The organism is Sphingomonas sp. 28-62-20 (assembly GCF_002281505.1).
Genome location: NZ_NCGH01000030.1, coordinates 25825 through 35403, shown reverse-complemented (window position 1 = coordinate 35403; position 9579 = coordinate 25825). Strand labels below are relative to the sequence as shown.

General features: G+C 63.1%; 11 protein-coding genes and 1 pseudogene. All 12 read left to right on the top strand.

Annotated elements, in window-relative coordinates:
* A pseudogene (locus B7Y43_RS18275) lies at positions 1-316 on the top strand (phytanoyl-CoA dioxygenase family protein); the annotation flags it as partial.
* Between the two features lie 129 nt (positions 317-445).
* Complete coding sequence (locus B7Y43_RS18270) at positions 446-808, top strand: hypothetical protein (protein WP_374133111.1); 363 nt, start codon at positions 446-448, stop codon at positions 806-808.
* Positions 805-1485 carry a lytic transglycosylase domain-containing protein gene (locus B7Y43_RS18265; RefSeq protein ID WP_374133110.1) on the top strand — a complete coding sequence of 227 codons (681 nt, stop codon included), beginning with the start codon at positions 805-807 and terminating at the stop codon, positions 1483-1485. Before B7Y43_RS18270 ends, B7Y43_RS18265 begins: the two co-directional genes overlap by 4 nt.
* Positions 1482-1823, top strand: coding sequence for a TrbC/VirB2 family protein (locus B7Y43_RS18260; protein WP_374133109.1), 342 nt, complete (start codon positions 1482-1484; stop codon positions 1821-1823). Before B7Y43_RS18265 ends, B7Y43_RS18260 begins: the two co-directional genes overlap by 4 nt.
* Positions 1824-1833: 10 nt before the next feature.
* Positions 1834-2169, top strand: coding sequence for a type IV secretion system protein VirB3 (locus tag B7Y43_RS18255; RefSeq protein WP_374133108.1), 336 nt, complete (start codon positions 1834-1836; stop codon positions 2167-2169).
* Entirely contained in the window at positions 2162-4579 is a 2418-nt protein-coding gene (locus tag B7Y43_RS18250) for a VirB4 family type IV secretion/conjugal transfer ATPase (protein ID WP_374133107.1), read from the top strand. The genes B7Y43_RS18255 and B7Y43_RS18250 overlap by 8 nt, the downstream gene beginning before the upstream one ends.
* Before the next feature lie 5 nt (positions 4580-4584).
* On the top strand, positions 4585-5301 hold the full coding sequence (locus tag B7Y43_RS18245; protein WP_374133106.1) for a type IV secretion system protein: 717 nt from the start codon (positions 4585-4587) through the stop codon (positions 5299-5301).
* Complete coding sequence (locus B7Y43_RS18240; protein WP_374133105.1) at positions 5298-5516, top strand: EexN family lipoprotein; 219 nt, start codon at positions 5298-5300, stop codon at positions 5514-5516. The genes B7Y43_RS18245 and B7Y43_RS18240 overlap by 4 nt, the downstream gene beginning before the upstream one ends.
* 14 nt (positions 5517-5530) lie before the next feature.
* Positions 5531-6475: a type IV secretion system protein gene (locus B7Y43_RS18235; protein ID WP_374133104.1), complete on the top strand. Its 945-nt coding sequence runs from the start codon at positions 5531-5533 to the stop codon at positions 6473-6475.
* Between the two features lie 333 nt (positions 6476-6808).
* A complete protein-coding gene (locus tag B7Y43_RS18230) occupies positions 6809-7498 on the top strand; it encodes a virB8 family protein (protein ID WP_046194749.1) in 690 nt (229 codons plus the stop codon).
* Positions 7495-8352 (top strand): TrbG/VirB9 family P-type conjugative transfer protein, encoded by an 858-nt coding sequence (virB9, locus tag B7Y43_RS18225; protein ID WP_374133103.1) that lies wholly within the window; start codon positions 7495-7497, stop codon positions 8350-8352. Before B7Y43_RS18230 ends, virB9 begins: the two co-directional genes overlap by 4 nt.
* A 5-nt stretch (positions 8353-8357) precedes the next feature.
* Positions 8358-9578, top strand: coding sequence for a type IV secretion system protein VirB10 (virB10, locus tag B7Y43_RS18220; RefSeq protein ID WP_374133102.1), 1221 nt, complete (start codon positions 8358-8360; stop codon positions 9576-9578).
* Position 9579: the final 1 nt, after the last annotated feature.

Below are 9579 nucleotides of genomic sequence, written 5' to 3'. Positions count from 1 at the left end.
TCGGTCGGCTGACGTGCGCCAGGGAATGATCGTCAGCTACTGTCTCGGGTGGCTCAAGCCCTATGAAAATCAGTGGCTGGTATATCCCCCGAATGTGGCGCGGACATTCGCCCCCGATCTTGCGGCGTTGGTCGGATACCAGCAACACAGGCCCAATCTGGGCAATTATGAAGGACGCTGTCCCTCGATCCTGCTCAGCGCAAACACGCTGGAGCCTCTGGGCGCGGTGGACGCCCTGCGCCCTGACCAAGAGGCAGCGCTCGCCGAATTCTTGAAGGAGCAGCGCCGGATTGGCGCCGCTCCGCGTGGCGCATGATGCTGGTAGCGATCCCCCTTTGTGGGGGGATTGCTCAAAATGCGTCCGCCGGGCTCAAAAGAGTAGTGATTTTCGAAGGATAAACGTCGCCGCCTTTGCTTTGCACTGTGCTGCGACAAGGAGGAAAAGATGCAGCGCTGGCGTCCCGTCTTCGCCGCCCCGTTATTGGCGGTCTGCTTGCCGATAGCGCCTGCGCAGGCAAACGATCTCGGTTGCCAGGTTCTGCTGTGCCTCTCCAATCCTGGTGGCGCGACACAGTACGGCGCCTGCATTCCTCCCATGACGAAGCTATGGCAACGCCTGGCAACCGGGGGCTCGTTCCCAGGTTGCTCGGGTGGCGGCGTTGCCAAGACCAAAGTGTATGATAGTGATTCCGCGACCCGCCGCCGAGTCGTGATGACGTTCAACGACGGGCATCAGCAGACATATTCGTTGGCGAACATCGAAGGCCTGCCGGCAGCTGCGACTGAGCCGGGGACCACGCCACAGTGATCCTCGAAATCGCAACCGTGGTCGCCTTGTCGCGCCAATGCGCCCCATCGGTTGCGGTGGAGACCCTAGTTTCTTTGGTGCACACCGAGAGCCGCTTCAATCCCTACGCGATCGGCGTCAACGCCAAGGGGGTGAAAGCGCCCCACCCGGTCGATCGCGCTTCGGCGACCGCAGCCGCCCGATCGCTGATTGCCCGAGGCTACAACATCGACCTCGGGCTTGGCCAAATCAACAGCGCCAATCTGCGATGGCTCGGACTTTCTGTCGAAGACGCCTTCGATCCCTGCCGCAACCTTGCAGCGTCCGCTCGCGTGCTCTCGAGCAACTACCTCGCCGTCGCGCAATCGAGCCTTACGACCGAGGCGGCCATCGCGACGGCCATGTCGATGTACAACACGGGCAGCCGCTCGCGTGGCTTTGGCAACGGCTACGTCGGCCGCGTCTACGCCTCATCGAGCGTCGTCGTACCGGCGATCCGAAATGAGCTCGTCAATGCCACCGGGCCGTCGACTGCACGCCCGCCGATCGCGGTGACGCCAGCGGCAGAGCCAGAGCCAGAGGTAGCGCGGACACCGGATACTCGGATGCCATGGGACACGACTGCAGGCGCGCAGACGGCGACATTGATGGTCTTCGGGGGGGCCTCCAGCATTTCACCGAAAGGACAAGTCGAATGACCGCCCAAGCTACTGCTCCAAGGTCATGGCTCACACCGCGGCGTCGCTCGATCGCGCAATATCTCGCGCTGTTGGTCGCCGTTTGCGCAGTGTCGTTGCTGCTGACCGACCCGGCTTATGCCCAATCAGCCGATGGCATCACGTCGATGGCGGAGAACATCAAGACCTGGCTGACCGGCACGTTCGCGAAGACGATCGCGGTGATCGCCGTCGTCATCGTCGGTTTCATGTTCTTTACGGGTCGAGCAAGCCTCGGGCTCTTAGTCACGGTCATTGTCGGCATCTTCATCGTGTTCAGCGCGCAGTGGATCGTCGATACCATCACCGGCGGCGCGTGAGTACGCGGCGGTGGACGACGAAAAGCTTAGGGAAGAGACCCTCTTTCTCGCCGTGACGCGGCCGACGATGTGGCTCGGGGTACCGATCGAGGCGTCGCTGCCCATCGCGCTGGCCGCGTGCCTGACCCTCATCATCACCGGTAACCCTCTCTACGCATTGGCGCTGGCCGGCGCGTTTCTGGCGATCGCCAGGCTGATCGTGCGCCACGACGCCAATGCGTTTCGCCTGTTGTGGCTATGGACGACGACCAAGGCCCGTTGCCGCAACCGCGGTTGGTGGGGAGGAAGCTCCTATTCACCGCTGCCCGTCGATGGCGCCAGGCGCAGGGGATTTGCCCGTGGCTAGTCGCGCCTCCTCGTTGGGCGGGGCTTCAGCCCGGACACCTTGGCGGATCCTCAAGAACGAGGCCGACCCCGCGCGCTACCTGCCCTATGCGCGCCACATCAACGATCACGTGATCGCGCTCGACGGCCGCGATCTCATGATGATGTTCCAGCTCGACGGTCTCGCCTTCGAAACAGCCGATCCCGTCCATCTCAACGACTGGCACGAGAAACTGAACGGCACTCTGCGCAATATCGCGGACGATCGCCTCGCAATCTGGACGCACATCGTCCGCCGCCCCATCACCGATTACCCGGAAGGCGAGTTCCGGTCGGCCTTCGCAGCCGATTTGGACGCAAAGTACAGGGCGCGCGTCACCGCCAAGCGCATGTTCGTCAACGAGCTATACCTGACGATGATCATGCGTCCTTCGGTAGGCTCGGCAGATCGCACCGGCGTCCTCCTGCGCCGCCTGTCGACAGCGCGAAAGGAAGGCCAGGAGGTCGATGAGGACGAACTCGCCCGTTTCGAGGACAAGGCCCGCGACATCGAGAAGCTGCTGGCCCGATGCCGGCCGCAGCGCCTCAGCCTCTATGAGCATAATGGCCTGATGTTCTCACAGCCACTCGAGGTGCTCGAACTGGTGATGATGGGTCGCGCGGCTCGGGTGCCGCTGGTCCGCGGTCATCTTGGTTCCGCCATATACGGTGAGCGCGTCATCTTCGGCCGGGAGACGGTTGAAGTACGTGCGCATGATGAAAGCCGTTTCGTTGGCCTGTTCGGCATTCGCGAGTATCCGGCGATGACCCGCCCTGGCCAGTTGAACGCCCTCCTCTCGCAGGGCTTCGCCTTTGTCGTTACACAATCCTTCGCGTTCATGGGAAAGGCGCGGGCGTCTGAGCGCCTCCGCCGTCGCCAGAACCAGATGGCTTCGACTGAAGACGCCGCAGCCAGCCAGGCTCTTGAGCTGGCCGATGCCGCCGATGATCTGCAGAGCAATCGTTTCGTCTTGGGCGAGCACCATTTCTCGCTCGCAGTCTTCGGAGAAAATCAGAAGCGGCTTGCCGAGAATCTCTCGACGGCGCGGGCTGCGCTAGCCGATGCCGGTCTCGTAGCCGCACGGGAAGGCCCGGCACTCGAGGCCGCTTTCTGGTCGCAGCTTCCGGGCAACTTCGCGTGGCGCGCCCGGCCCGCGGCTATCACCTCGCGAAATTTCGCCGCCCTCTCGCCATTCCATACCTTCCCCGCGGGAAAGCCCGATGGCAATCATTGGGGCGCGGCGATCGCGCTGATGAAGACGGCGGCGCAGTCTCCGTTCTACTTCAATTTCCATGTCAACGATCTCGGCCACACGCTGATCATCGGACCATCGGGTGGTGGCAAGACCGTCGTCCAGAATTTCCTGATGGCGCAGCTCGAGAAGACCGGCGCGCAGCAAATCTTCATCGATAAGGACCGCGGCGCCGAGATCTATGTGCGGTCGTCGGGCGGGACATACCTCGCCCTTAGGAATGGTGTCCCGACGGGGTTCGCACCGCTCCGCGCGCTGGAGCAGACTCCCGGGAATATCGTGTTCTTGGGGCGGCTCATCCGGCACCTCGTCACCCCCGCCGGTAGCCAGCTCGGCGTAACGCAGGAGCGCATGATCGACGAGGGTATCCTCTCGATCGGACGGCTGCCGCCGGAACAGCGATCCATCCTCGCGTTGCGCCAGCTGCTCGGCCAGCGCGATCCGGAAGGTATCGGCGCGCGGCTCGAAAAATGGTCGCGCGGAGGTGCTCTTGGCTGGGTATTCGACAATGACCGGGACGAGCTGACGCTTGAGGCCAGGTTCATCGGCTTCGACATGACGGACTTTCTCGACAATCCCGAGATCCGCACCCCGCTCATGATGTATATGTTCCACCGCATCGACGCGCTGCTCGACGGCCGGCGCCTGGTTATCGACATTGATGAATTCTGGAAGGCGCTCGGCGACGATGCGTTCCGCGCTTTCGCCCAGGATGGCCTCAAAACCTATCGCAAGCAGAATGCCTTCCTGGTGTTCGGCACGCAAAGCCCGGCCGACGCGCTGCGGTCCGACATCTCGCACAGCATCATGGAGCAGGTCGCGACCAAGATCCTCCTGCCGAACCCTCACGGCCGCGAGGTGGACTATATCGACGGCCTCGGCCTCACACGCGCCGAATTCAAGCTGATCAGGAACGATCTTATACCGGAGAGCCGCCGCTTTCTCGTCAAGCAGGGTCACGATTCCATCGTCGTCGAACTCGACCTCGGCGGGCTGTCGGACGAGCTCGCGGTCCTTTCAGGCACTACGGAAACTGTCGGCATCCTCGACCAGGTCCGGCGCGAGCACGGCGACGACCCCGCCATATGGTTGCCCATCTTCCACGAGCGTCGTCGAATTACCACCCGAAGGAAAGGATAAAGGTCATGAGAATAATTCAAGTGCTAGCGATAGCCAGCGGACTGGCAGCGTCGGTGCCGGCTTATGCGCAGGGCATCCCGGTCTATGACTCCAGCACGTTCCTGCAGACGCTATCGACTGTGAAAAACACTTTGGCGATGATCGAGCAGGGCAAGCAGCAAATCTCCCAAGCGACCGATATGTTCGACAGCGTCAACAAGCTCACGAACGTCAACCAGATCGCCTCGTCGCTGAACACCGACGCGGTGCGCCACCTCCTCCCGAGTGAGGCGCGAGACATTCAGCGCCTGATGTCCTCGGACATGGCTGGGCTCGGCAGCCTCGGATCGGCAGCAAATCGGATCCGCAGCAGCAACCGCGTGGCATTGCCCGACCTTCGCCCCGACGCCACCGGCTTCGAACGGACGAACCGCGATGCCATCTCACGCAACGGAGACATGGCGGCGCGCGACGCGGCGATCGCCGAGGCGGCCTACGGTGTGACCACCAAGCGAACGGCGGGTCTAGAGGAGCTTCGATCCTCGCTCGACACGGCATCGGACGCCAAGGACGTGATGGATATCCAGGCCCGGATCGGGGTCGAAAACGCGCACATCCAGAATGACGCCGTGCAGTTGCAGGCGCTCCAAATGCGGCAGGCGGCCGAAGCGCGGCTCCGCTCCCAGCGCGAAGGTGAGGCTGGCCTCGCAAAGCTCGAACAGAGCCTGGGTAGCCGACCATGAAGCGTGCCGTCGGCACCTGCGCGATCCTACTGACGATCCTGGTCGCCGGCTGCGGACAGTCCGCCGGCAAGGCGGAATTGAAGTCCGATCCTAAGCTTCGGTCGCAGATCCTTGCGGCGTGCGCGGACGGCACTCATACCGACGCGCAAGAGTGCAGCAACGCAAAGGCGATCGAGAATGCGGACAAACTCGACCGCTCGCTTGGTCCCAAATAGGCGAAGGCTCGGTCATGGCGTCCACACTCTTCGCGGATATCTACACCAACATCGACGGCAAGCTCGATCTTTTCCTGAACGAGCGGCTCAACAATGTGATCGATGTTGTGCGGGGGCCGCTGGCGCTGGGGCTCGTGATCTATATCGCCTTGTTCGGTTACATGGTCATGCGCGGTATCGTCAGTGAGCCGTGGGGCGAACTCTTCTACCGGATGGTCAAACTCTGCCTCCTGTACGTCGCGGCGACCACGGTCGCCTATTCCGATTGGATAACCAACCCGCTCTTTCACGGGATGCCAGACACGATCTCGCAAGCGCTTGCCGGCAAAACCATCACCAGCGTGGGCGCCGTGTTCGACGACTATTTCGGTCAGGTCGACAATATCGTCCGGATCATCCGGACCGAGGCCGAAACATATCTCGACATCAACCCGTGGAAGCTCGTCCTGCTGACGTTGGCGATCCTGATCTACGGTCTTGCCGGGCTATCGGCAGCGATCGGCTTTGCAATCACTGTCTTCGCAAAAGTCGCGCTCGCCGTGGTGATCGCGCTCGGCCCGATCTTCATTGCGCTCTCGCTCTTCGAGACAACCCGCCGCTTCTTCTACGGCTGGCTGGGACAGGTGTTCAATTACATCGTGCTGATGGCGGTGATCATCGCCATCACTACCCTCATTACCGATCTCGGCGCAACGGCACTGGCAACCGCCGAAGGCACTCCCGATGTGACGATCGGAGCGGTCCTGTTCTCGGTCTACATCTTCCTGGGAACGATCTTCTTCTTCCAGGCGCCTTCGATCGCCACCGGCATCGCCGGCGGTGCCGCCGCCGGTGTCGGCGCCTTCGCCGGCTCGGCCTGGGGAACGATGGCGGCACCGTTTCAGCAGAGCCGCATCGCCCGCAACAGTCGCAACCTTGAACGGGCCGCTCAGCGCGGCGGTTCGGTCAGCCGCGCATGACAAGGAAAAACCTATGACGAGGTCCTCCTCGATAGTCCGATGGCTTCGGCGTTCGACAATCGTCATCACCCTGCTCCCGGCGTTGGCGAGCGGGGCATCGGGGCCAAAGAAGCTGCCGGTTTGCAACGGCAAGCACCTGCGTGACGCGAACATCTATGGAAGCGTTTTGCCCGGTTCACCATTGCCGGCCGTGGTTGCGCCCCCGGCCCCGCCACCCGTGCCGCAGATCAAGCAACCGATCGAAGGCGGGACACCGCCGCCGCCGGTTCCCGACCCCGCGCCCGAAAAGACTTCCGCGCGGACGGATCCTCGATCCTTTGGGAGTTGCTGACCATGCGCAGCCAGGCGGAGGGCGTGCCCGCAAAGGACGCCGAGCTCTATTTCGGGCAGGCACGATCCTGGGATCAGGATCGCCAGCGCAAGTCGCTTCGATCCGAGCGCATAGCGTGGATCGTGGCTGGCCTGGCGATGATCGTGTCAGCTGCGGAGGGGTTCGCGCTCGCGGGCCTTGCCCCGCTGAAAACCGTCATGCCGTATATCATCCGGGTCAACCAGACGACGGGCGCGGTGGATGTGCAGACCACCCTCACCCAGAAGCCGATGCGCTACGACGAGGCGGTCACGAAATTTTTCCTCGCGCAATATGTCAGGCAACGAGAGAGCTGGTTGCCGGCGGCGGCCGAAGAGAATTTCAGGGCCGTCACCATCCTGTCCGAGCCGGGCGAGCAGCAGCGCTGGGGTCGCTTTTTCAGTTCGAACAACGCGGCGAGTCCACAGGTCGTCTGGGGCAAAGGTGCGGTGGTCCAGGCCCGTGTCCGCAACATCGCCTTCATCAATGACCGTGTTGCCAACGTGCGCTTCACCCGCACGGTGCAGACCGAAACGGATACGCAGAGCAGTGATTGGATCGCGACGGTGACCTTCCAGTACACCAACGCGCCGATGGCGGAGGGCGACCGGTACCGTAACCCGCTTGGGTTTCAGGTCCAAAACTACCGCGCCGACCCGGAGGTGGTGCGGTGAAGCGGCTGATCCATCTCGCAGGCATCCTCGCGCTCGTCGCCGCGCCTGCCCTCGCCGAGGATACGCCGCGCGCGGGACCCGCAGACCAGCGCGTGAAGTTCGTCGAATATCAGGAGACCCAAGTCTACCGCATCGTCGGCACGTTCCGCACGGCGACGCAGGTCGTCCTCGGTGCCGACGAGACGATCGAGCATGTCGCACTCGGGGACACGGTATCTTGGGAAGTGGCGGTCGCCGGTCACATCCTTTTCCTGAAGCCACGCGAGCGCGCAGGTCCAACCAACCTTATCGTCACGACCAATCGCGGCGGCGAGCTTCGCAACTACGCGTTCGAGCTGACGACGCGCCGGGGGCCGATCGGTCGTGGCAGCAGTAACACCTTCTTCCAGGTCCGTTTCCGCTACCCGCGTGATGAAGCAGACCGCGCGGCCCGGATGCGGGCGACCCAAGAGGCGCAACGCGTCGCGGCGCTTCAGGCGAGCGTCGTTCGCGGTGCGCTCGATCATGGTGTGATAGAGGGGCCGCGCAATTTGAATTACAAGGTCCAGGGCTCGAGCGACCTCCAGCCGTCGGAGATCTCCGACAACGGCCAGTTCACGGTCCTGCGCTTTCCAGGAAACCATGAGATTCCGGCGATCTACCTTGTTCGGCCGGATGGCTCGGAAAGCCTTGTCCCGTTCGATGTGCGAGACGAATTCGTTGTGGTGCATGCCGTTGCGGCTCAACTCCGACTGCGCCGTAACCGAGAGGTGCTGTGCATCTATAATCTGGCACCGACCCCTTACGGTGTCGACTACGGCACGAACACTGCGTCGCCGCATGTCGAGCGCACCATTCAAGACCCGAAGGAGTGAGCGCGATGGACGAATCTGCGCCTGAGGACCGTCGTCGCCCGCATGGCGATCCCACGCCCGAGCGCGACGAGATCATCCGCGAACGCGGTATCGACCCGATCGGCGGCATGACGCCGGCGAAGCGCAACACAGCGCTGATCTTCGCCGGCACGGCGATGGTGCTCGGCATTCTGTGGGTGAATTCGGGACCGAGCAAGAATGTCAGCAGCTTGATGGCGAAACCCGAATCAATGGCACGGCGACCCGATCTCGCGGCGCGCGAGACGGTCGCTTATGATGCTGTCGCTGCAAAGGCCAAGCCGCTCGGCCTAGCAGCCGTTGATCCCAACGCGCCGGTCATCAACCCACCGCCTGGTGCACAGGTCGTCGGCCCTGATGGCCAGATCGTACCCGCAATTCAATCGGGAGCGGCCCCGGCCGCGGCACCGCAGAACAATCGCCAGAACCTGGCCGACCAGGCACGGCGATCGACACTGATCGCCTATGGCGGCCGGGACGCGATGCGCGCTTCGGGAGCCGGGACCAGCGCCGATCCCGCCCAGCCAGAAACAGCCGGCGATGGATCTGCGGGCCAGGCCGCCCGCGGCACGCCCAATGCGCTGGACGCGCTTCGACAGAGTTCCGCGGTCGGCGAAGCGCGGGCCTCGATGCTGCCGAACCGCAACTATCTCGTGACCGCCGGAACGCTGATCCCGTGTATTCTCCAGACTGCCATGAACTCGGCGCAGCCCGGCTACACCTCCTGTTTGATCCCGCGCGACGTCTATTCCGAAAATGGTCGGGTGGTGCTGATGGAGAAGGGCACGAAGGTGCTCGGCGAATATCATGGCGGCATCCAGCAGGGGCAGAACCGTCTCTTCGTTCTGTGGACGCGAGCCGTGACCCCGCAGGGAGTCCGCATCGACCTGGCGTCGCCCGGCTCGGACGCGCTCGGCCGAGCGGGAATAGCCGGATCGGTCGACACATTCTTCTGGGCGCGGTTCGGCAGCGCATTGCTGCTCTCCTTGGTCGACGACGCCGCCTATATCGCCGGTCAATCGGTGTCGGGCGGCAGCAACAACTTCAACAACACGACGCGCACGCCGAGCGAAGGCGCGGGCATCGCACTCCAGAACAGCATCAACATCCGCCCCGTGCTCAAAAAGAATCAGGGCGAGGAAGTCGGGATCTTCGTCGCCAAGGACTTCAACTTCGCCGACGTCTACAATCTTGAGCTGCGGCGCTGAC